Here is a 20,912-nt window from a genome sequence, read left to right as displayed (position 1 = left end):
GACGACGCGAAGCCTACTGCGCGGGCGGTGCCAATTCGACCCTGTTGCGGCCGCCTTGTTTCGCGCGGTAGAGCGCCATGTCGGTGGCGACGAGAAGGTCGTCGACGCTGGCGATGTTGGCCGCCGGATAGAGCGCCCCGCCGATCGACACCGTCAGATCGGTCAACACGGTGTCGCGATCGGGCAGCGCGACCGACACCACCGCCACCTGGTGCCGGATCCGTTCGGCCACTTGGCGCAACGTCTCCTCGCCGTGGATGTCCGGGACGACGATCGCGAACTCCTCGCCGCCCCACCGCCCGCAGACGTCCTGCTCCCGGATTTCGGCGCGCAGGGCGTCGCCGACCGCGCGCAGGACGAGGTCGCCGTTGGGATGGCCGTAGGTGTCGTTGATCGTCTTGAAATTGTCGAGGTCGAGGAACAGCACGCCGAGTTTGCGTCCGGCACGCGTCCGGCCCAGCTGCTCTTCGGCCAGCTGACGCCATCGCCGTTTCGTGACGAGACCGGTGGTGGCGTCGGTGTGCGCGTCGCGCCGGTACTGCGTCAGCAGGAGCCCGCGATGCAGCGCGACCAGCGCGATGACCACCCCGATCAGCACCAGCGGATTGGCCTGCACCAGGACGACGGCCGTCACGAGACCGAGGCCGAGCGCGCCCGCCTCGAGGATCTGATCGCCGAACCCGGAGAACAGTTCGCCGATCGACTTCGGCGGCGACGAGAGCGCGATCGCGATCATCACCAGCGCGGTGTTGATCGCCCACCGCAAGGCCGCGGCGACGATGATGACGGCGAGGTCGCCCAGCCCGGTGAGCAGCCCTGAGTCGGGCGGGCCGGGGTAGTGGCGCATGCCGAGGCTGAGCACGACGACGGCGGCCTGGGTGCCGCACAGCACCGTGGCGGCGGAGAAGATCCACCGATGGGGGAGAACCGGCCGTTGGTGTGGCCAGATCCGCAGCCATGCGATGGTGTAGGTCACCACGACCATCGCGGCGGCGAGCACCGGCGGCAGCGCGATGACGGCGGCGACGCTCCACACCGCCTTGGTGTCGACGTAGGCGACCGATGGGGCCCTGTCGTACTCCCGTTGGCGTTCGATCTGCCGGGTGCCCTCGATGGCGATGGCCGCGCACAGCGTCAAGACGCCGAACCGCACCAGGTCGGTACCGGTCACCGGGACCAGCCGGGCCGTGCCGGCGGTCGAGAGGACTGCGATGAGATTGACGACCAGGACGTAGGAACGCACAGGTCGCGGCAGGCTCCACAGGTGCCAGGCCTTGAGCCGCCGCCGCGCGTCGCCGAGTCGTCCGTCCACGCACCCTCTTCCGTCGGTGATCTACACCGTAATCGAACCGGGACGGCGACGACCGCGTTGTCTCCGGCGATAAGACACGCGGCCGCGAATTCCCCCGGACAGCCCAACCGAAACGAGGGAGGTGCACCGATGCAGGACAACAACTGGTGAGTGTTTTGCCGGGTTGATCGCTATTTCGAAGGAGGTGAACGAAATGCGGGACAACAACTGGACCTGAGTGATCCGGCCCACAACGAACAATGCACGGCTTCGCGAAGGAGGTGAACGTAGTGCGTGACAACAACTGGACGTGATGTGTCAGGAACCGTGCTCGCCAACGGGTGTCGTCCCGCCGACCGGCCCCACGGGATCTCCGGATTCCTCAGGGCCGCGGCGGGACGACACCGCCCGTGACCAGCCCACCCCGGCGACAGCGGCGACCACCACTCCCGCGCCCGCCGCGACGGTGACGACGGTGGTCGGCGCGACGACCTGGGCCAGCAGCCCGGCCGCCGCGATCCCCACCGCCTGAGCCGCCCGCAACGCCGCGATCGCGACCCCGATCACCTGACCCCGTTGGGCGGGCGGCGCGGCGAGGCTGTACTGCGTCTGCGTGATCATGTCGTGCGCGGAGAACACTCCCGAGATCGTCCACAGCACGACGATGGTGACCAGGCCCGGAGCCCAGCCGGTCGGGATCAGCACCAGGCTGCTCGCCACCGCCAGCAAGCCCAGCACCCGGATCTGCCGTTCGCGCGGGACACGGCTCAGCAGGAGCCCGCCGAGCACCGAACCGACCGGATTCGCGGCCAGCAACCACGGCAACGCGCCGTCATCGCCCAGTTCGGCGGCGACCGGGACGGCGAGGCCCTCGGGCACGACGTAGAAACCGCAGCAGCAGGCGATGAGCAGCAGCCAGCGCAGCTTGCGGTCGCGTGCCACCAGACGGCAGCCCGCGATCAGGGACGGACGTGTGTGGTGGGTGGGTGCCGAGGGCGGGAAACGTTCGAGCCCGAAGCGGAGCATGAGCGCCGACAGCGCGAACGTTCCGGCGTCGATCAACAGCGCACCCGGGACGCCGAGCCCGGTGACGACGGCGGCACCCGCGCCGAAGCCCACCACGAGCCCGGCCTGGTACGTGGACGAGATGACGGCCTGGCCGACGACCAGGCGGTCCGGGTCGAGCAGATCCGGCAGCATCGCCTGCCTGGCCGCGTGGAACGGCCCGGCCATGAGCTGCACGAGGAACAACAGCGCGGCCGTGACGGGCAGCGGGAGCCCGGGCACCGCCATCAGCGCGATCAGGACGGCGCGGCCGACGTCGGTCACCACCATCACGGTGCGGCGCGAGAACCGGTCCGCGATGCCACCCAGGGCGCCGCCGAGAAGGTCTGGCACGAAGGTCAGCGCGTACGCGGCGGAGGCCCACCCGGCCGACGACGTCCGGTCGAACACCAGCACCGTGAGCGCGACCCTGGCCAGCTGGTCGCCGGCGACCGAGAGCAGATGCGCGAGCCAGATCCGGCGGAATCCGGCGACCGCGAAGACACTGCGGAACGACGCCGCTCGGGCTGGCATGCGCTTCAGGCTGTCGTGAATCGGCCACTCGGCGCAACCCTCGGAAAAATCCGTCCACCGTGTCGAACCGGCGCGGGCCCGTTCGACGTGTCAGTAAGAGAAGGAACGGAGAATCCGATGTCGCATTCACTGGGCCCGCTGGCGAACAACCTCGCCGCCTACGCCATCTACTCGACCGCGCAGACCGAGATGCGTCACGCCTACAAGCTGATCGACGCGGGCGACTACCTCGGCGCCGCCGCGGAGATCGATTCCGCCGCCCGCGCCGCCGCAGTGCTCGCCCGCGCCACCTTCGATCTCGACGCCGAACGCTCGGAACGCTGGCTCAGAGTCGTCGCCGCCCGGAAGCGGTTCGCCGACCAGGCCCGGGCGCGGGCCTCGGACACCGCACTGGCCGTCGCCGCTTAACGGAAAGCGCGCCGATAGGTGCCGGGGCTGACGCCGGTCGTGCGCTTGAACCGGTCGCGGAACGCGGTAGGCGAACCGAAACCGACCTCGGCGCCGATCCGTTCGACGGCGTGCTGAGTGGTCTCCAGCAGATGCTGTGCCTGCCGGACCCTCGCGCGGTGCAGCCATTGCAGCGGTGTCGTCCCGGTCTGCTCGCGGAAGTGTCGGATCAGTGTGCGCGTGCTCATCCCGGCGCGTGCGGCGATGTCGGCCAAGGTGAGATCGCGCGCGAGATTCTCCTGCATCCAAAGGAGAGTCGGTTCCAGCGCCGCGCCGCGGGGAGCGGGCGGATGCCGCAGCGCGATGAACTGCGCCTGACCGCCCTCGCGTTCCAGCGCCATGACCGAAAGGCGGGCGGCGTCGGCCGCGATCGCGGAGCCGTGGTCACGCCGGATCAGATGCAGGCACAGATCCAGGCCGGCGGCGGCGCCCGCGGACGTCAGGATCTGCCCGTTGTCGACATAGAGCACGTCCGGGTCGACATCGATTTCCGGATACGCCGCGGCCAACGCTTCGGCGGCGACCCAGTGCGTGGTGGCGCGAAGGCCGTCGAGCAGGCCCGCGGCGGCGAGAACGAAGGTGCCGGAACAGATCGAGGCGATCCGCGTGCCCCTCGCGGCAGCGGACGTGAGCGCGTCGCGGACGGTTTCCCGCAACGGCCCGGTCGGTTCCGCGGTGCCGGGGACGATGATCGTGTCGGCCTCGCGCAGTGCCTCCAGCCCCCACGGCGCGCGCAGGGTGAAGTGCCCGGCGTCGACGTCCGGGTGTTCCGCGCAGATGAGCAGCCGGTAGCCGGCGCTGCCGTCGGCGAGCCGGGTCCGGGTGAAGACCTCGATCGGTGTCGAGAGGTCGAACGGGATCACCTTGTCCAGCGCCAGGACGGCGACGGTGTGCATGCCCGCACCGTACCCGCCCGCTGGCGAGATCCCGTTGGAAGGCGTCGTTCACGCCACTGGGAGTGAGCTCCGGCCGGTTCTAGCGTCGAGCCATGATGATCATCGCGCCGATTCTCGTCGGCCTCGTCTACGTCGTGCTGATGTCGCTGATCCACGAACCGCACCGCCGCCGCTTCAACGCGATCATGGTGGCGGGGGCGGGCGCCGCCTATCTGAGTGGTGGTGGACTCGGGATCTGGGAGTTCGCGTTCGCCGCGGTCGTGACCTACGTGGCTTACCGTGGGCTCGAATCCTGGACGTTCATCGGTATCGCCTGGCTGCTGCACACCGGCTGGGACGTCGTCCACCATCTCAAGGGTGCCCCGATCATCCCGTTCCTCCACGATTCGTCGTTCGGTTGCGCGATCTGCGACCCGGTGATCGCGATCTGGTGTTTCGCCGGCGGACGATCGGTGACGGATTTCGTCCGCGCCCGTGTCGGTTCCCGCCGCCCGCGTTCGTCGGTGGGGTGAACCGACCGGACGAAAGGACAAAGAGATGACCGTGATCGTGGCGGGCAAGGTGTACGTCGACCCGGAGGAGCGGGACCGGTACGTGGCCGGGCACCAGGTGATCGTCGAGAAGGCGCGGGCCCACCCCGGGTGTCTCGACGTGGTGATCTCGGCGGACACGCTCGAGCCGGGCCGGGTGAACATCTTCGAGTACTGGGAGTCGGAGGAGGTGCTGAACGCCTGGCGCGCGATCTCGCCGAGGCCGACGTACTCCGCCGAGATCCGGGACGGAGAGGTCTTCAAGCACCGGGTTTCCCACTCCGGACCGCCGTTCGACTGAACCGGTAGCTTGGTCGCTGGGCCGTTTGATGCGAACATATGTTCTATGACGACCGAGGGTCCCATCCTGCACGCCGACCTGGACTCGTTCTACGCGTCGGTCGAGCAGCGTGACGACCCGAAGCTGCGCGGGCGGCCGGTCATCGTCGGCGGTGGTGTGGTGCTGGCGGCCAGTTACGAGGCCAAGGCGTTCGGTGTCCGCACGGCGATGGGCGGCGGCCAGGCGCGGCGGTTGTGCCCGGACGCGATCGTGGTCCCGCCCCGGATGCACGCGTATTCGGCGGCGAGCAAGGCGGTCTTCGAGGTCTTCGGCAACACGACACCGCTCGTGGAAGGCATCTCGATCGACGAGGCCTTCCTCGACGTCGGAGGGCTGCTGAAGATCGCGGGCACGCCGAGCCGGATCGCGGCGAAGCTGCGCAAGGACGTGATGGAGCAGGTCGGCCTGCCGATCACCGTGGGCGTCGCCAGGACGAAGTTCCTCGCGAAGGTGGCCAGCGGCGTCGCGAAACCCGACGGCCTTCTCGTCGTGCCACACGACAAGGAGCTGGAGTTCCTGCACCCGCTTCCGGTCGAGCGGCTGTGGGGCGTGGGCAAGGTGACGGCGCAGAAGCTCCGAGAGCGCGGCGTGACGACGGTCGGGCAGATGGAGGGGTTCGGGGAGAAGGAACTCGTCCGGATGCTCGGCCGCGGTGTCGGCGCCCACCTGCACGCCCTGTCCCACAACGACGACCCCCGCCGCGTGCAGACGGGCCGCCGCCGCCGGTCGATCGGGGCGCAGCACGCGCTCGGCAGCAGGCCGCGTTCGCCCGCCGAACTCGACGCGATGCTGCTGACCCTTGCCGATCGCCTCGCCCGTCGCCTGCGGGCGGCGCACCGGGTGTGCCGCACCGTCGTGCTGCGGATGCGGTTCGCCGATTTCACCAAGGCCACGCGTTCGCACACCCTCATGGAGGCGACCGAACAGACGGGCGCGATCGTCGCGGCGGCCCGTGACCTGCTCGCGGCGGCGAGACCGCTGATCGACGAACGCGGGCTCACCCTGATCGGGCTCGCGCTCACGAATCTGTCGAAGGACGACGCGATCCAGCTGGCCTTGCCGTTCGGGGCGAAACCGAGAGACGCGCTCGACGCGACGCTCGACACCGTCCGGGACCGGTTCGGGTCGAAATCGATCACGCGCGCGGTGCATCTCGGGCAGGCCGAGCGGCCGTGGGTGCCGCTGCTGCCGGACTGAACCCGTCGCTAGGGTGTCCCGGTGGCGGAAGTCGAGATCTACACCGATGGCGCGTGCAGCGGGAATCCCGGTCCCGGCGGCTGGGGCGCGGTACTGCGGTACGGCACCGTCGAAAAGGAGATCTACGGCGGGGATCCCGGGCCGACCACGAACAACCGGATGGAACTGACCGCGCCCATCGAGGCGCTGGAAAGCCTGAAGCGCCGGGTGTCGGTCGACATCTACACCGACAGCACCTACGTCCGGAACGGCATCACCAGCTGGGTGCGGAACTGGAAGAACAACGGCTGGACGACCTCGGCCAAGACACCGGTCAAGAACGCCGATCTGTGGCGCCGTCTCGACGAGGCCGCCTCACGGCACGACGTCGAATGGCATTGGGTCAAGGGCCACGCCGGGCATCCGGAGAACGAGCGGGCGGACCGGCTCGCCGTCAAAGGCGTGGAAGAGGTCGTCGGACGACCGGTGATCCAGCCCGGCGAGCGGCCCGCCCGGAATCGTTAGCAGCTGACGTTCACCTTCGCGCCCTTGGCGAAGGAGACGTGGACGTGGTCCATGTGGTTGGCGGTCGCGCCGCCGCGGTCCTCCATGGTGTCCCAGCCGCTGCCGTCGTTGTAGCGCTGACGCCAGATGACGTAGGTGACGCCGAAGTCCTTCTGGTTGGCCAGGAGGTACTCGGCGATGGCGTTGCCGGTGGCGGTGTCCACCATGAAGTCCAGCGCGAGGCCGGAGGGGTGGTCGCTGGCGTTCGCCCGGCCGGCGACGCCGCCGACGTTCTTGACGCCGAACTTCGCCTTGACGTGGTTACCGACCTGGGCCACGTGCGGTTTGGTGCCGCCGAGGTCGGTGGAGCACGCCGTCGCGGCGGGCACGGTCTTCTTGACCGGCGCGGGGGCCTTGGTCGACGTCGTCGGCTTCGGGGGAGCCGAGGAGGTCGACGGGGGCGGCGTGGTCGAGCTGGAGGGCGGGGTGCTGCTGGTCGACGGCGGGGGAGTCACGCTGGAGGCCGGGGGAGCCTTCACCGCGAGTGCGGCGCTGGCCGCTTCGACGTCGGGGGTACCTGCGGTGGTCAGCCACATCGACGCCGGGAGCGCCGTGGCGACCGCTGCCGCGATACCCGCGGGGAGCTTCCACTGCGGAGCCTTGTTCTTGCGATGTCTGCCGGCCATTTCTCTGATCACTCACCACTTCGGGGACGGGAACTCGCGTCGGGGGCCGCGAGCTCCGGGCAACATTACGAAAAGGACACGGCAATGTCACGCCCGAGTGTGTTCGCCCACAGTTACCTTGATCGGTGAACCAAAAGAGGCTCACGTCCGTACAGACACAAGAAGTGCTTTTATGTGAGCACTGTGAGTGACGAATTCAATCCGCCTTGCAGGATTGGAAGTACACGTCCCCGTCCGGCGAGGTCACGTTCACTCCCGGGGAGCGCAGCGTCCGGCTGGTCGCTGCGGAGGCCGCGATCGTGGTGCAGACCAGCTGGTTGATGGCCTGGTTCGAAAGTTTCCGCACACCGAACGGCAGCACGATGGTGGTCGGGTCGCCCGAGAACACCCCGACCCGCCCCAACTCCGCCGGGACGAACGTGGTGAGGCCCTGCGCGGCTTCCCGCTCCGTCGGCCCCTTCAGCAGCAACGTGAGCGCGCCTTCGGGTGAGATGAAGCCTTGGGTGGGCCGCGCCACCGGGATGACCCGGCCGTCGGAGACGAAGTACAGCGTCAGACCGCCGAGAAGGTACATCTCCGTGGTCGCTCGGATCGACGGGCCGGGCCCGGCCGGGACGACTCCGGTCGGCTGCACGCCGCAGGCCGCCAGCAGCATCGCGGCCGCGAGGGCGGGCAGTGCCCGGGTCCTTCTCATCGCGTGCCCCCTTCGGTCCGGTGCGGCAGGCGCAGGACGAACCGGGCGCCGTGCCCGGTGTCGGCGGCGGTGATGTCGCCGCCGTGCAGTCGCGCGTTCTCCAGCGCGATCGCCAGGCCGAGCCCGCTGCCCTCGGAGCGGGCACGGGCGGTGTCGGCCTTGGTGAACCGGTCGAACACGTGCGGCAGGATCTCGGGATCGATACCGGGTCCGTGATCCTCGACCTCCAGGGTGACGCCGTCGCCGCCGGCGCGCAGGCGGACTTCGACCGGCGCCGCGCCGTGCCGGAACGCGTTGCCCACGAGATTCGCCACGATCAGGTCGAGCCGCCGCCGGTCGACGCGGGCGAGGACGCCTTCCGGCAGGTCGGTGACCAGGTCTTCGCCCTCGCGCCAGCCGCGGGCGTCGAGGCTGTCGCGGATCGCCGTCGCGAGATCCCATTCGTCGAGCACGAGTTCGGCGCGGCCCGCGTCGAACCGGGAGATCTCGACCAGGTCCTGGACCAGCCGGGTCAGCCTCCGGGTCTCGCCCGAGACCAGCCGTGCCGCGACGGCCGTGTCCGGCGGCAGTGCCTCCGCGTCCTCGTCCAGGACGTCGGTGACCGCGTTCATCGCCGCGAGCGGCGTGCGGAGTTCGTGCGAGACGTCGGCGACGAACCGGCGGGCGTCGGCCTCCATGGCTCTCAGCTCGCCGACGGTGCGTTCCAGTTCGGCGGCGGTGTTGTTGAAGGTCGTGACCAGCTCGGCCAGCTCGTCGGACCCCTTGGCGGGCAGCCGGACGTCGAGCCTGCCCTCACCGAGCTGGGCGGCGGCGGTGTTGAGCGCCCGCACCGGTCTCAGCACCTGTCTCGCCGCGAGCAGGGCCAGCGCCGCGGCCAGCGGAAGGACGAGCGCGGCCATCTGCCAGGCGGATTTCGCGAGTTCGTCGATGGCCTGCTGCTGCTGGACGAGCGAGGTGAGCGAATACACCTCGATGCCGCTGGCCCTTGGCGACCCGTCGGGCTGTCGCGCCAGCACCGGCAGGCCGACCTGGAGTTCGGGGCCGGTGTCGCGGTCCAGCCGCTGGAACTGGATACGGATGTCGCCCGCGACCGTCCGCCGCAGTTCGGTGGAGAACCGGGTCAGGTCGGGGCCGTTGACCGACCGCAGGTTGCCGTGGACCGCGACGGCGTTCAATCGCAGGCTGCCCGCGAAGTCGTTGAGCTGGTCCTGGGTCGGTGGCGTGGACAGCGGGCGGTCGTAGGCGCCGACCCGGTCCTTCAGCTGATCCATCGCCGCGTCTTGGACGGATTTGAGGATCGCGTTCCTCGCCGAGACGTAACTGGCCCCCGCCGCGGCCGCCGCGCCGATGATCGCCATCGCCGCGAAGGCCAGGATGAGCCGGGGCCGCAGCCCGGAGAGCAGCCTCATGAACGGCCGAACCGGTACCCGAAGCCGCGGACGGTCTGGACGTGTTCGGGTTTCGCGGGGACGTCTTCGATCTTCGCGCGCAGCCGCTGGACACAGGCGTCGACCAGCCGGGAGTCGCCGAGGTAGTCGTGATCCCAGACGGCGGAGAGGATCTGCTGGCGGCTGTAGACCTGGCCGGGCGTACGCGACAGCTCCAGCAGCAGTTTCAGCTCGGTCGGGGTGAGCGAGACCGGCTCGCCGTTCTTCGTGACCACCAGGCCCGCCCGGTCGATGACCAGGCCGCCGTGCCGCTCCCCGGCGGCGGCGTCGTTCGCGGGCTTCTCGCTCACCGCGCGGCGCAGCACCGCCCGGATCCGGGCGTCGAGCACGCGGGGTTCGATCGGCTTGGTCACGTAGTCGTCGGCGCCGGCCTCCAGGCCGGCCACGATGTCGAAATCGTCGCTGCGGGCGGTGAGCATGATGATCGGCACCTCGCCCGCCGAGCGGATGCGGCGGCAGGTCTCGAAGCCGTCGATGCCGGGGAGCATCAGGTCCAGCACGACGATGTCGGGCTGGAACACCCGCAGTTTCTCCAGTCCGAGCTCACCGCTCTCGGCGGTGTGGACGGTGTGCGCCTGCCGGCGCAGCGCGAGTTCCAGCCCCTCCCGCACGGACGCGTCGTCTTCGATCAAAAGGACACTGGCCACGCCGCCATTATTCGGACGTCGCCGCGCGTGTGCGACTCGGCTCGATCTTGTAGCAGAACCATGACATTGTCCGGACCTCTTGGCTAAACGCCGTGGGGACAGTGAGACGCATGGCCCTACTCATCCACGAAGCGAAGCCGACCCCCGCCCGCCGTCCGCTGCCGGGACGGCACGCCGAGACCAGGCGGACCCTCTCCAGGGCCGTGTTCCAGCTCGCCACCGGACTGGGACTGGCCGTCGCGTTCCTCGTGAGCTATGTGCTGTTCGTGCACACGTCGGCCGGACAGCTCGCGGAGAACGGCGTCGTCCGCAGCGCGCAGTCCGGTCAGTGGTCCACAATGGACTGGGCGGGACCGCTGCGCGACCAGGACATGGTGCTCGTGATCGGCGCCGCCGGGATCGGGCTCGTCGTCCTGGCGCTGCTCCGGCGCAAACCCGGCCTCCTCGTCCCCGCGCTGTGCGTCCTCGTGCTCCCGCTCGTCGCCGCGCAGTTGCTCAAGCTCTACGTCCTCGTCCGCCCCGAACTGCCCGACGGCGGCCGCGGGCCGGGGCACAACAGTTTCCCCAGCGGCCACGTCAGCGCCGCCATGGCCATCCTGATGGCGCTCGCTTTCGTTCTGCCGCAACGATTCCGTCCGGCGATCATCGGGATCGGCGGCGTCGGCGTCGCCTGGGTCGCGTCGTCGACCATCGCGCTGGGCTGGCACCGGCTCAGCGACACCGCGGGCTCCTGCCTGCTGGCGGCGTCGTTCGCCTGCCTGCTCGCCGCCTGGCTGACCACCCGGCGCCGGGACCTGCGCCGCACCCCCGCTTCCCTGGTCGCGCTGGCCGCGGTGCTGCCCACCGGGATCGTCCTGCTCGGCTTCGCGGTGCTGAGCACGGCGACCGCCGGGGCCGCCCAGTTCGTCGCCGCGCTGGTGCTGGCCGCGTGCGCGGCGGTGGGGATCGTGCTGGTCGCGCTGTGGCCGTTGCGCGGCTCCGCGTTCGAACGACGGACCGGTGTGGAGACCCGGGTGGTCGACGATCTGCTCGAAACCCGCCTCGTGACCCGTCGCTGACGCGTCAGTCCACCCGGCTCAACGGCGACATCGGCGTCCGGGGCGAGGGCGGGACCGCGGAGGGTGCCACGACCACGCGGTTCCGTCCGCTCCGTTTCGCTTGGTACATGGCCGCGTCCGCCACGCGGAACAGCTCGCCGTAATCCGTCGAATGTTCGGGTGAGAGCCCGACGCCGATCGACACGGTGCAGCCGTGGATCGGTCCCACCGCGCGGGGTTCGTTGGTGGCGTGCCCGCTGGCGAGTTCGGTCAGGCCGGTGATGGCGGTCTCTTCGACGGCCGCCCGGATCCGCTCGGCGATCCGCGTCGCCTCCTCGCGCGTGGTGTCCGGCAGCAGCACCGAGAACTCCTCGCCGCCCCACCGCCCGACGATGTCGGTGGAGCGGGTGTTCTGCCGCAGCACGGCACTGACGCAGCCGAGCACGATGTCGCCGCCGGAATGCCCGTACTTGTCGTTCCACTGCTTGAAGTGGTCGAGATCCAGCATCAGGAACGCCGTCGGCCGCCGTCCGGTCTGATCTTCGAGCAGTCGCAGGGCCGCGGGGGCGTGGAAGGAGTCCTCGGTCAGCAGTCCGGTCTTCCGGTCGCGCTGGCTGCGCGCGATCGTGTCCGCCAGCGCCTGCGAGAGCCGGGTCGACCGCAGCGCGACCCCGATCATCACGAGCGGCACCAGCGCGATGTTGACCGCGCCGAGGATGGTGGTGCACGCGGCGAGTTGCAGCGCGTAGACGAAGTCCGCGTTGTCGGCCCAGCTGCCGATCAGCTTCTGCCGCCGCCAGCCGCCCCACGCGAGGCCGCGCGCGATGCTGATCAGGAGTGTCTGCGACGCGAAGTACCAGAGCGCGGCGCCCACCAGCGCGACGGCGGCGATCGCGATGTCACCCGGCCCCTGGGGGAGCGTGCCCGATTCGAGCCAGGTGTGCAGTGCCGTCAGTTCGGTGATCGTGTGCACGCCGAGGATGGAGGCGGCGTGCGCGGCGGTGGTGAAGAGGAACGTCGTCATCGCCTTGTGCGCGATGGAGTAGCGCTGCACGCGCACCATCAGCAGCAACGCGAGCGACAACGCGGGCGGCAGCAGGACGGCCGCCCCGCCCAGCCAGACGGCGGTCTGGTCGATGTGCTCGCCGCGCCGGTCGTCGGCCCGGCGCTGTTCCTCCGGATGCTGCGTCTGGACGACGTACCAGATCGCACAGCACGCGATCACGCCGAAGCGGACGAGATCGGTGTTCGTGGTGGAGGCCTTGAACCCGCTGTACAGCGCCCAAGCCGCGACGGCGATCTCGGTGCCGAGCATCCAGAAGACCGCCGCGGGCGGCAGTCGCCACAGCTCCCAGCCCGCCGGATGCCGCAGGGTGTTCCAGGCACGACCACGCAGCCGCCAGACGCGGGCGGCGGCGAGGCCGACGGTGTCGGCGAAACCCCGGAGCGAACCGCGCGGAGGCTCCGAGGCCGAGTCAGGGTCGTGCTTGCCGAACTCGCTGACGAGGGTCACCTCCCACCGCTACGCACCGCACCCGCTTCGATCTTGCTGGGTCACCACAAGGGGGTGACAGGGGGAGCGCGTTGACGATCCCGTGAGACAGGCCGATACCCACGTTCGCCGGACGCCGATCCGCCACAAGCTGGCATCGTGGCTCGTATGCCTGACGCCGCATACGACGACGCCGTTCCGGTGATGTTCGGCCCGGAATTCGACAGGAATCCCTCACCCGCCTACGAATGGCTCCGGGCGAACGCTCCCGCGTTCCGGCTCCCGCTGCCCGGCGACACCTGGACCTGGTTGCTGACCCGGCACGCGGACGTCGTTTCCGCGATGGCCGACCCGCGCTTGTCCAAATGCCCGTCCGTCGCGGCGGACCACTGGCGCAAGGCCAATCTCGGGCTGCCTGCCGACCACCGGCCGACGCTCATCGGGCATATGAACAACTTCGAGGGCGAAGAACACGCACGGCTGCGCAAGGCCTGCGCCGGTGCCTTCGGCCCTCGGCGGCTGCAGCACATGCGCGACCGCACGCATCGGCTCGCGAACGAACTGCTCGACCCGATCCTCGACCGGGGGGAGGGCGACCTCGTCGAGGATTTCGCGTACCCGCTGGGGATCCGGTCGATCTGCGAGCTGATCGGCATCCCGGACGACCTGCTGGACGAGGTCCGCCCGCCCGCGCTGGTGGTGGCCGCCGGCGACGTCACGGACATGGCGTCGATGCTCAAGGCGACCGACGATCTGGACGCGCTGCTCGCCGACGTCGTCGCCCGCAAACGCGCCGAACCGGGGGCGGATCTGATCAGCGATCTCCTCGCACACGAGGCCGCCGGGAAACTGACCGGCGAAGAGGTCGCCGCGACGGCGTTCCTCTCCCTGATCGCCGGGCACGAGACGACGATCAGCCTCATCGCGTCCACCGCGCTGACCCTCATCACGCATCCGGAGGAGGCGGCCCGCGCCCGCGCCGACGGCGCACACCTGACGCTCGTCATCGAGGAGGTCCTGCGCCGCGACACCCCGCTGCAGAACACGAGCTGGCGCTTCGTCACCGAACCGATGGAACTCGCCGGGCAGCGGATGGAGGCGGGCGATCCGATCCTGTTGTCGTTGCTGGCGGCCAACCGCGATCCGGAGGTGCACCCCGAACCGCTCGCCTTCCGGCCGGGCGAGCGGCCGGTGCGGCACGTGGCCTTCGGCGTCGGCCCGCATATCTGCATCGGCGCCGCGCTCGCGCGGATGCAGGCGTCCGCGGCACTGGAGACGTTGTTCGGCCGCGCGCCGTCGATGACGCTGACCGTGTCCGAGGACCGGCTCGTGTGGTGGCCGAGCGCGATCACCCGCGGTCTGCACCACCTGCCGGTGAAGCTCTAGCCCGTGCCCGGTCCACCGGCTCGTGTGATCGAACGGACGACACGCGTGATCAGGCGGACGACACGCGTGTCCAGAGAGACGACAACGCGGCGGGATCCGGCTATCGGTGAGTCGTCCGCCCAATCACGCGTGTCGTCCCTGTGATCACGCGTGTCGTCCGTCCAATCACGCGTGTCGTCCGAGGCGGGCATGCGCCCTGAGGTCACACCGCGCCTTCGAGACGGCCCCGCAGCACGCTCGCCTTCCGGTCGTCGAGATCCATGACGAGCTGGAGCGCGTCGCGCCACACCGCCATGGCCTCGTCGGTGTTTCCCCGCGCGGCCAGCGCGCACCCGCGTTCGTCGAGGGCGTCGGCCTGTCCCCAGACGTCGCCGCAGTTCCGGTAGGCGGTCAGCGCCTGCTCGCAGTACCCGAGCGCCTGCTCGAGATCGCCGAACCGGCGGCAGGTCCTGGCCAGCGGCACCAAGGCGAACCCCATGCCGTGCTGGTCGGCGTCCTTCGCGTAGGTGTCGAAGGCGCGCAGGCCGTGGTCGAGGGCCTGGTCCCGTTCGCCGAGGTCGCGGTACGCGCGGCCGAGGTGGACCCGTGCGGTCGCTTCGCCGAGCCGGTAGCCGATCCGGGCGTTCACCTCCACGCTCTGCCCGGCGAGCCGCACGGCTTCGGCGTAGTCCTCCCGCTCGTGCGCGATGTTGCCGAGTCCGACCAGTGCCCAGCCGAGGCTCGGGTTCTCACCGATCTCTCCCGCGAGGTCGACGGCCCGGCCGAACAGTTCGCTCGCGCGGTCGAGGTCGCCACGCCGCCGGTGCGCCTCGGCGAGGTTGATCGCCGACCACGCCAGTCCGCCGAGGTCGCCGCCCGCCTCCGCGGACTCGATCGCCACCTCGTGGCTGGAGATCCACGTCTGCCACGGCCTGCCGAGCAGGTGGTAGTCGAACAGCTCCACCGGCAGCCGCCAGCCGATCTCGTACAGCCCGTGGTCCAGCGCCAGGCGGGCGACACCGGTGATGCTCGGCATCTCCGACGCGCACCAGATATAGGCCTCGTCGAACGTGGCGAACCGGAGCGGCTCCACGCCTTCGGGCGCGGGCCCCAGGTCGATGTGGTGGTCGCGGGCCGGGGTCAGCGTCCAGCTCGCCGCGTTGGCGGCGTAGAGGTACCAGTGGGTCAGCCGGGAGACCGCCGCCTCCCGCTCCTCCCGCCACTGTGCGGCGGCGGCCTCTTCGGCGGCGTAGACGCGGAGCAGATCGTGGAACCGGTAGTACCGCGCGCCGATCTGCTGGACGAGATGCGCGTGCACGAGCTTGTCGAGCAGCCGTCGCGCCTCGTGTTCGGGCAGACCGGCGAGCGCGGCCGCCGCGCCCGCGGTGAACCGCGGCCCGGGATGGAGGCCGAGCAGCCGGAACATCCGGGCGGTGTCGGCCTCCAGCGCGCGGTACGACCAGCTGAACGCGGCCCGGACGCCGACGGCGTCGTCGTCGACCGCGAGCAGTTCCAGCCTTCGCCCCTCGGCGACGAGTTCACGGGCGAGGTCGCCGACGCTCTGGTGGGGATGCGTGGCGACTCGTTCGGCGGCGATGTTCACCGCGAGTGGCAGCGCCGCGCACAGCCGGACGAGCCTGCCGACGCCTTCGGGATCGCCTGCCGCGCGTTCGTCGCCGATGAGGTCGGCCATGAGCCGCGCCGCTTCGAGATCTCGCAGCGGCTCCAAGGAAACCTGGACCGCGCCGGAGCCGACGACCAGTCCGGACAACCGCCGCCTGCTGGTGATCAGCACGGTGGTGTCCGGGGTGCCGGGCAGCACCGGCCGCACCTGGTGCGAGTCGAGGGCGTTGTCCAGCACGACGAGCGTGCGCTGGCCGCGCAGCAGGCCCCTCAGGAGCGCGAGCCGCATGTGCTCCTCGGCGGGGACCCGATCGGGGCGGACCCCGACGCAGCGCAGAAGGTCGTCGAGGATGTCGGCGGGTTGGGCGGGAGAACCGGCCGCATAGCCGCGAAGATCAGACCAGAGGACGCAGTCGAACTCCTCTTGCCGCCGGTTCGCCCAATTCAGCACGAGCGCGGTCTTCCCGACCCCGGGCGGCCCGGCCACGAAGACCACTTTCGCCGCTTCGGTGAACACTTTTTCGTCCAGCAGCGCCAAGTGTTCCGCACGGCCGACGAAATGATCCGGCGGCGGGGGAAGGTGCACATAGGGTTCCGCGCGGGCGGCTTCGGCGAGCACGATCAAAGTCCCGCCCGCGCCCAGTGCGCGATCGCAGGCTTCGGCGAATTCCGCGCTCGGCGGGGTGAGTCCGCGTTCGGCCCGGCTGATGAGGCTTTTGTCGACATAGGCGAGTTTCTGGAGATCCCGCAAGGCCAGCCCGCGCGCCTGCCGCCGTTGCCGCAATGCGCGCCCGAAGGTCAGCGCGGCCGTCGAAACCGGGCGTGCCTTACCGGTCTCCCCGGATCCGGCCGAGCCGGAATTCTCGGTCACCCGAAGCACCTTTCTCCCCGCTGCGCGGCAGATGGTGCCACAACCTTCCCATTACGTGGGTCACAACACGGCCACCGGGTATGCGCAGGTGCGAAGCCAGCCCCCAAACTGAGCGAGAACGCGCCCGTTCCCCACCGGTGCGCCAGTCGAAAGGGAGGTGGATCATGCGCGACCGCGAAATGTGAGCAGGCCCTGTTCCGCCTTGCGAGCATCCGGGCGAGTACTGATCTCCTCGGAAGCCGGCCGTGGCCGCTTTCCCGGCGGCCACGGCCGTGACCCTTCGGAACATTCAGGTCCGCTTAACGTCGGTGTAGATCTTTTCACTTGTCCTGACGAGTCGCCCGAGGCAGCTTGGAGTGGTATCGAGCCGCCCGGCGAAAGGAACGAAGTGAGCATCGGCGCGCCGGGAACCCTGATCCGGGTGGGCGTTCTCGCCCTGTTGTGGGGATCGGGCTTCCTGTGGATCAAGCTCGCCCTGACCGGTTTGCCGCCCGTTCAGGTGACCGTCATCCGCTGCGCGCTCGGCGCGGCCGTCCTCCTCGCGTTGAGCCGCTGGGCCGGGCAGCGTCTCCCGCGCGGCCGCCGGATCTGGGGCAGGCTCCTCGTCGCCGCCTTCTTCTGCAACGCCTTGCCGTTCGCGTTGTTCAGCATCGGCGAACTGACCGTCGACTCCGGCGTCGCCGGGGTGATGAACGCGACGACTCCGCTGTGGTCGCTGCTGATCGGCATCGGGATCGGCACCGAACGCCGGATCACGGTGATCCGCGTCGGCGGTCTGGTCCTCGGTTTCGCCGGCATCCTGCTGATCTTCGCGCCCTGGCAGAAGAGCGGACTGCTGGGGTGGGGGACACTGGCCCTGCTCGGTGCCGGTATCAGTTACGCGATCGCTTTCGCTTACATGGGAAGGAAACTTGTCGGCGAGGGCGGTCCGATCGCGATCTCCGCCGCGCAACTGCTGACCGCCACGGGGCTGAGCGCGCTCGCGCTGCCGTTCGACGCCGCCCCGTCCGGGCCGCTGAACGTGACCGCGGTGGTCGCCGTCGTCGTCCTCGGGATCTTCGGCACCGGCGTCACCTTCTACCTCAACTACCGGCTCATCGCCGCCGAAGGCGCGACCTCCGCGGCGACCGTCGGCTACCTGCTGCCGGTCGTCTCGGTCGCGCTGGGCGCGATCGTGCTCGGGGAGGAACTCGGCCCGCGGGTGCTCGCCGGGATGGCCGTGGTGCTGCTCGGAGTCGCCCTGACCCGCTACGTGAGGTCTTCGGCGAGCAAGTCCATCAGCAGTCCGTCATGCCAGCCTTCGCCGTCGGTGTCGCGTTCGTAGCCGCGCATCACCCCGACCTCGCGGAAGCCGACGGCCTTGTAGCAGCGGATGGCGGCGTCGTTGTCCACGGCGGGGTCGATCACGAGCCGATGGTGCCCGCGATCGTGCAGGAGGTACCGCGCCATCGTGCGGACGGTGTCCGTGCCCAGCCCACGGCCGTGGGCCGCCGGGTCGAGGAACAGGTCGACCGACGCGTGCCGGTACATCGGGTCCTCCTCCTCGCCGTACTGGACGAAGCCCCGGACGACACCCCCTTCCAGGACGGTGAAGCAGGTCGTCGTGGGGTCGTCGAACGGCCAGGTGGGGGAGTCGTCGACCGAACCCCAGCGTGCCCCGACCTCGGCCGTGCCGCGGATCCGCCGCAAGTCCGGGACATGGGCCTCGGTGACCGGGGTCAGGGTCACGAACTCCCCGCGCAACTCGGTGGTCAGTTCCCGCTCCGTCCACTCGTCCGAATGGCGCCAGTCTAGGGAGAAACCGGCTGGGGCGCCGCCGGAACCGCAAGAACGCGGGGGCTTTCGCCGCCGGAATCGGGTATCAACGAAAGGGACGACGGAGGTGGGTCATGGGGAACCCGTTCGACGAAATGCGTCCGGTGGAGGAACTGATCGACGGTGGGGCGACCGCGGTGCGGGCGGCGGTGCTGCGCAAGGCGACCGAAGCGGTGGTCGCGAACGCCCGCGACGCGACGGATTGCCGGATGCTTCTGGAAATGCTGGGGCTGCATTCCGAAAGGTCGGTCCGGACCGACGATGAAGCCGCTTGAGGCCACATCGGTCTCGTGAGTGGTAAGGACGGTTAGAACCGTCCTTACCACTCACGAGCCCAGTGGGTCAGCGCCGTGGCAGCACGCAGAATTCGTTCTCTTCCGGGTCGGCCATGACCACCCAGGGGTCCGACTCGGGGTCTTCGAGGATCTTCGCGCCGAGTGACACGAGCCGGGCGACCTCCTCGCGCTGCTCGAGTTCGGTGGGCGCGATGTCGAGGTGCAGCCGGTTCTTGCCCGGCTTCCCCTCGGGGACCGGCTGGAAGAGCAGGCTCGGCACGTCGGGGCTCTTCAACTCGACATAGGTCACTCCGTGACCGTCGGTCCACCGTTCGGTCTCGGGGTAGCCGAGCGCTTCCTTCCAGAACGCGGCCAGCGCTTCGGCCTCACGGCAGTCGACGGTGACGGCGAGCATCCGGGTTCGCATGGTTCCACGGTGGCACGGAACGGCGAGGTTTGCCGGATGCGCGGACGGGCATCCGGCGGGGGAGCAGAGCCACTTGCCGAAGGGAGCACCATGAAGGCCGTCACCTGGCACGGGAAACGCGATGTCCGGGTGGACACCGTCCCGGATCCGAAACTGGTCGAACCGACCGACGCGATCGTGCGCATCACCTCGACCGGTATCTGCGGTTCCGACCTGCACCTTTACGAGGTCCTCGGCGCCTTCATCGACGAGGGCGACATCCTCGGGCACGAGCCCATGGGCGTCGTCGAAGAGGTCGGGTCCGGGGTGAAGAACCTGAAGCCCGGCGATCGCGTTGTGATTCCCTTCAACATCTCCTGCGGCCACTGCTTCATGTGCGACCGCGGCCTTCAGTCTCAGTGCGAGACCACGCAGGTCACCGACCGCGGCAAGGGCGCGGCGCTGCTCGGCTACACCAAGCTCTACGGCCAGGTCCCGGGCGGCCAAGCCGAATATCTACGCGTCCCGCAGGCCCACTATGGCCCGATCAAGGTGCCGGACGGCCCGCCGGACGAGCGGTTCGTGTACCTCTCCGACGTCGTGCCCACGGCCTGGCAGGCCGTCGACTACGCGAACATCCCCGAAGGCGGCACGGTCGTGGTGTTCGGGCTGGGCCCGATCGGCCAGTTCTGCTGCCGGATCGCGAAACACCGGGGCGCGGGCAAGGTGATCGGCATCGACCTGGTGCCGGAACGACTCGCGAGGGCCGCCGCCGCCGGCGTCGTCACCTACGACACGCGGGAACACAAGTACCTCGGTGACGTCATCCGTGAGGCCACCGGCGGCAGGGGAGCGGACTCGGTGATCGACGCCGTCGGGATGGAGGCGCACGGTGCCCCGGTCGGGCGGCTGGCGCAGAACCTCGTCGCCCTCCTGCCCGATCCGATCGGCGCGAAGATCACCGAGAAGGCCGCGATCGACCGGCTCAGCGTGCTGTACGCGGCCATCGACTGCGTGCGGCGCGGCGGGACGATCTCGCTGAGCGGCGTCTACGGCGGCATGGTCGACCCGCTGCCGATGATGGAACTGTTCGACAAGCAGATCACCCTGCGGATGGGGCAGGCCAACGTCCGGCGCTGGATCGACGACATCATGCCGCTGATCACCGACTCCGCCGACCCGCTCGGCGTCGAGGGTTTCGCGACGCACAAGCTGCCGCTGGCGGAGGCGCCGCACGCGTACGAGATCTTCCAGAAGAAACAGGACGGCGCGGTCAAGATCCTGCTGGAGCCGTCGGCGGCTTGAGGTGTCGGCACGCGGATGCCGGGTATCCGGTATGCGGATCCTGACGAAAGGAGCGATGGGATGACCACGGCACGAGACATCATGACCGCGAACGCGACCTGCGTGTCCGCTTCCGAAACCGTGCTCGACGCGGCGAAGAAGATGGCCGCCGAGTCCGTGGGCGCGCTACCGATCTGCGGTGAGGACGGCAAGCTCCAAGGCATGCTGACCGACCGCGACATCGTGGTGAAGGTGCTCGCCGAGGGCAAGGACCCGAGGGCGTTGCACGCCTCCGAACTGGCCCAGGGCGAGGCGGTGACGATCGGCGCGGACGACGACGCCGAGGAGATCATGCGCACCATGGCGAACCACAAGGTCCGGCGGCTGCCGGTGATCGACGGGCACAAGCTGGTCGGCATCGTGGCGCAGGCCGACGTGGCCAAGGCGCTGCCCAACCCGGACAGCGGCGAGCTGGTGGAAGCACTGTCCTACGACTGACCCGCCATA

General features: G+C 69.8%; 22 protein-coding genes. 11 read left to right on the top strand and 11 right to left on the bottom strand.

Annotated features, from left to right (window positions below; genetic code table 11):
* Window positions 1–13 precede the first annotated feature (13 nt).
* Together BLW75_RS09020 and BLW75_RS09015 are read right to left on the bottom strand one after the other, a co-directional pair.
* On the bottom strand, window positions 14–1,243 hold the full coding sequence (locus tag BLW75_RS09020) for a GGDEF domain-containing protein (RefSeq protein WP_034319745.1): 1,230 nt from the start codon (window positions 1,241–1,243) through the stop codon (window positions 14–16).
* 366 nt (window positions 1,244–1,609) lie between these two features.
* A complete protein-coding gene (locus BLW75_RS09015) occupies window positions 1,610–2,869 on the bottom strand; it encodes an MFS transporter (protein ID WP_034319486.1) in 1,260 nt (419 codons plus the stop codon).
* A gap of 117 nt (window positions 2,870–2,986) precedes the next feature.
* Here BLW75_RS09015 and BLW75_RS09010 point away from each other — a divergent pair, with 117 nt between their 5' ends.
* Window positions 2,987–3,277: a hypothetical protein gene (locus tag BLW75_RS09010; RefSeq protein WP_034319489.1), complete on the top strand. Its 291-nt coding sequence runs from the start codon at window positions 2,987–2,989 to the stop codon at window positions 3,275–3,277.
* Here BLW75_RS09010 and BLW75_RS09005 read toward each other — a convergent pair.
* Entirely contained in the window at window positions 3,274–4,212 is a 939-nt protein-coding gene (locus BLW75_RS09005) for a GlxA family transcriptional regulator (RefSeq protein ID WP_034319492.1), read from the bottom strand. The two genes, BLW75_RS09010 and BLW75_RS09005, sit on opposite strands and share 4 nt — an antisense overlap.
* Window positions 4,213–4,304: 92 nt before the next feature.
* Here BLW75_RS09005 and BLW75_RS09000 point away from each other — a divergent pair, with 92 nt between their 5' ends.
* From BLW75_RS09000 to rnhA, 4 genes are read left to right on the top strand one after another with little or no spacing between them, the layout of a single operon-like run.
* Window positions 4,305–4,724 carry a DUF6010 family protein gene (locus BLW75_RS09000; protein ID WP_034319495.1) on the top strand — a complete coding sequence of 140 codons (420 nt, stop codon included), beginning with the start codon at window positions 4,305–4,307 and terminating at the stop codon, window positions 4,722–4,724.
* A 25-nt stretch (window positions 4,725–4,749) separates the two neighbouring features.
* Complete coding sequence (locus tag BLW75_RS08995) at window positions 4,750–5,043, top strand: putative quinol monooxygenase (protein ID WP_034319497.1); 294 nt, start codon at window positions 4,750–4,752, stop codon at window positions 5,041–5,043.
* Between the two features lie 45 nt (window positions 5,044–5,088).
* A complete protein-coding gene (gene dinB, locus BLW75_RS08990; protein WP_034319501.1) occupies window positions 5,089–6,279 on the top strand; it encodes a DNA polymerase IV in 1,191 nt (396 codons plus the stop codon).
* A 21-nt stretch (window positions 6,280–6,300) separates the two neighbouring features.
* On the top strand, window positions 6,301–6,783 hold the full coding sequence (rnhA, locus tag BLW75_RS08985; protein ID WP_034319504.1) for a ribonuclease HI: 483 nt from the start codon (window positions 6,301–6,303) through the stop codon (window positions 6,781–6,783).
* Here the strand turns inward: rnhA and BLW75_RS43190 are convergent.
* The 4 genes from BLW75_RS43190 to BLW75_RS08965 form a co-directional block, all read right to left on the bottom strand.
* On the bottom strand, window positions 6,780–7,448 hold the full coding sequence (locus BLW75_RS43190) for a VldE C-terminal domain-containing protein (RefSeq protein WP_034319507.1): 669 nt from the start codon (window positions 7,446–7,448) through the stop codon (window positions 6,780–6,782). The two genes, rnhA and BLW75_RS43190, sit on opposite strands and share 4 nt — an antisense overlap.
* Window positions 7,449–7,644: 196 nt before the next feature.
* Window positions 7,645–8,142, bottom strand: coding sequence for a hypothetical protein (locus tag BLW75_RS08975; protein ID WP_034319510.1), 498 nt, complete (start codon window positions 8,140–8,142; stop codon window positions 7,645–7,647).
* A complete protein-coding gene (locus tag BLW75_RS08970; RefSeq protein WP_034319514.1) occupies window positions 8,139–9,551 on the bottom strand; it encodes a sensor histidine kinase in 1,413 nt (470 codons plus the stop codon). Before BLW75_RS08970 ends, BLW75_RS08975 begins: the two co-directional genes overlap by 4 nt.
* On the bottom strand, window positions 9,548–10,237 hold the full coding sequence (locus BLW75_RS08965; protein ID WP_034319518.1) for a response regulator transcription factor: 690 nt from the start codon (window positions 10,235–10,237) through the stop codon (window positions 9,548–9,550). The genes BLW75_RS08970 and BLW75_RS08965 overlap by 4 nt, the downstream gene beginning before the upstream one ends.
* Before the next feature lie 110 nt (window positions 10,238–10,347).
* Here BLW75_RS08965 and BLW75_RS08960 point away from each other — a divergent pair, with 110 nt between their 5' ends.
* On the top strand, window positions 10,348–11,295 hold the full coding sequence (locus BLW75_RS08960) for a phosphatase PAP2 family protein (RefSeq protein ID WP_034319521.1): 948 nt from the start codon (window positions 10,348–10,350) through the stop codon (window positions 11,293–11,295).
* Window positions 11,296–11,299: 4 nt separating this feature from the next.
* Here the strand turns inward: BLW75_RS08960 and BLW75_RS08955 are convergent, their stop codons facing one another.
* Entirely contained in the window at window positions 11,300–12,787 is a 1,488-nt protein-coding gene (locus BLW75_RS08955; protein ID WP_034319525.1) for a GGDEF domain-containing protein, read from the bottom strand.
* A gap of 147 nt (window positions 12,788–12,934) precedes the next feature.
* Between BLW75_RS08955 and BLW75_RS08950 the strand changes: the two genes are divergently transcribed.
* On the top strand, window positions 12,935–14,152 hold the full coding sequence (locus tag BLW75_RS08950) for a cytochrome P450 family protein (RefSeq protein ID WP_034319528.1): 1,218 nt from the start codon (window positions 12,935–12,937) through the stop codon (window positions 14,150–14,152).
* Between the two features lie 202 nt (window positions 14,153–14,354).
* Here BLW75_RS08950 and BLW75_RS08945 read toward each other — a convergent pair whose 3' ends face one another.
* Complete coding sequence (locus tag BLW75_RS08945; RefSeq protein WP_241783946.1) at window positions 14,355–16,625, bottom strand: tetratricopeptide repeat protein; 2,271 nt, start codon at window positions 16,623–16,625, stop codon at window positions 14,355–14,357.
* 388 nt (window positions 16,626–17,013) lie between these two features.
* On the opposite strand from BLW75_RS08945, the gene BLW75_RS08940 reads away from it, so the two are divergent.
* Entirely contained in the window at window positions 17,014–17,949 is a 936-nt protein-coding gene (locus tag BLW75_RS08940) for a DMT family transporter (RefSeq protein WP_034319534.1), read from the top strand.
* On the opposite strand, the gene BLW75_RS08935 is transcribed toward BLW75_RS08940, so the two are convergent.
* Complete coding sequence (locus BLW75_RS08935) at window positions 17,874–18,380, bottom strand: GNAT family N-acetyltransferase (RefSeq protein ID WP_395766700.1); 507 nt, start codon at window positions 18,378–18,380, stop codon at window positions 17,874–17,876. The genes BLW75_RS08940 and BLW75_RS08935 overlap by 76 nt on opposite strands.
* Window positions 18,381–18,514: 134 nt before the next feature.
* Between BLW75_RS08935 and BLW75_RS08930 the strand changes: the two genes are divergently transcribed.
* A complete protein-coding gene (locus BLW75_RS08930; RefSeq protein ID WP_034319537.1) occupies window positions 18,515–18,715 on the top strand; it encodes a hypothetical protein in 201 nt (66 codons plus the stop codon).
* 67 nt (window positions 18,716–18,782) lie between these two features.
* Here the strand turns inward: BLW75_RS08930 and BLW75_RS08925 are convergent, their stop codons facing one another.
* Window positions 18,783–19,142, bottom strand: coding sequence for a VOC family protein (locus BLW75_RS08925; protein WP_034319541.1), 360 nt, complete (start codon window positions 19,140–19,142; stop codon window positions 18,783–18,785).
* Between the two features lie 90 nt (window positions 19,143–19,232).
* Between BLW75_RS08925 and BLW75_RS08920 the strand changes: the two genes are divergently transcribed.
* Both BLW75_RS08920 and BLW75_RS08915 read left to right on the top strand, forming a co-directional pair.
* Window positions 19,233–20,426 carry a zinc-dependent alcohol dehydrogenase gene (locus BLW75_RS08920; protein WP_034319543.1) on the top strand — a complete coding sequence of 398 codons (1,194 nt, stop codon included), beginning with the start codon at window positions 19,233–19,235 and terminating at the stop codon, window positions 20,424–20,426.
* A 60-nt stretch (window positions 20,427–20,486) separates the two neighbouring features.
* On the top strand, window positions 20,487–20,903 hold the full coding sequence (locus BLW75_RS08915) for a CBS domain-containing protein (protein WP_034319546.1): 417 nt from the start codon (window positions 20,487–20,489) through the stop codon (window positions 20,901–20,903).
* Window positions 20,904–20,912: the final 9 nt, after the last annotated feature.

The organism is Amycolatopsis lurida (assembly GCF_900105055.1).
GTDB lineage: Bacteria > Actinomycetota > Actinomycetes > Mycobacteriales > Pseudonocardiaceae > Amycolatopsis > Amycolatopsis lurida.
The sequence above is the reverse complement of the archived record's forward strand: the minus strand, read 5'-3'. Positions and strand labels throughout refer to the sequence as shown.